Raw genomic sequence first — 1035 nt, 5'->3', positions numbered from 1 at the left:
CAGCGGGCCACCCAGCCACAACCCAAACCGCCCGAATACCACAACTCAACATCACCAAGGCCGGGAAGACAGGCCACGATCATGTATGCGCGAGGCGCGAAAGGTCGAGGTTGGGCCGCGTCCGGGTGCCCGGCGGGTACCGAAAAGGCAGCCGTACCGGGACGGGATTACCGCGCACCCGCGGCGGCCGTCGCGGCGCATACGGCAGGCACACCGCGGGTGCTGATGCGGTGTATCAGGCGGCGCTCGCCATCGGCGTTGCTGTAGCAGGTCGGCGTCGCCGAGTGCAGGACCGACCAGTTGTCCCAGATGAGCACGGAACCGACGTCGCAGCGCGCCCGTTGCCGGAAACGGTCCTGCAGGGCGAACCGCTTCAGTTGGATGAGCAGTTCCAGTGCTTCACCCTCGGGCATTCCCACGATACCGGCTGCGGTTCCGGAGAACCCGTACAAAGACTTCCGCCCGACGACAGGATGGCGCGCCACAAGGGGATGCGTGACGACCGGTAGATCGTCGTGCCTGCCGCGGCCACGGACCTCTCCGTCGAAGGTCACCTTGCCGCCGGACGGGTCGTGAATGACTTCGAGATCGGCGATGCGTTTCTTCATGTCGGAATCCAGTGCCGCATAGGCGGCCACCGTGTCAAGAAAAAGCGTGTCATTACCCGAAGTGGGGATTTCAACGCCGTACAACATCGTCACCATCGCCGGAACAGCCTCGTACGAGCTGTCTGAATGCCAGTGCATCGCGCCGTCACGTGACTCCGGTGGCACCGCCGGCGAGTTGCGGATGCGGATGATCTCCGGATGGTCGGCCAGCCGTGCCGATGGGACGAAGAACTCTATGGGTTCCCCCCAGCATCCACCAAAATCAACGTACTGCGTATCGGATAGGTACTGGTTGGGCAACACCAGGATCCGGTGACTCCAGAGCGCATCCGTCAATAAACGAATTGTATCGTCGTCGACGGGGCGTCGAAGATCGACATCGTCGACCCACGCGCCGAATGGACCGGGCATGGGTCTGATGGACGGC

At 63.3% G+C, this 1035-nt stretch carries 1 protein-coding gene; it reads right to left on the bottom strand.

The genetic code is table 11. The annotated features are described in order from the left end of the window. Positions 1-167 precede the first annotated feature (167 nt). On the bottom strand, positions 168-1035 hold an 868-nt coding region (locus U9980_RS19000), incomplete at its 5' end, for a TauD/TfdA family dioxygenase (RefSeq protein WP_322769153.1).

Source organism: Protofrankia sp. Cr1 (assembly GCF_963555865.1).
Classification (GTDB): domain Bacteria; phylum Actinomycetota; class Actinomycetes; order Frankiales; family Frankiaceae; genus Protofrankia.
This window is presented reverse-complemented; position numbering and strand designations above follow the sequence as displayed.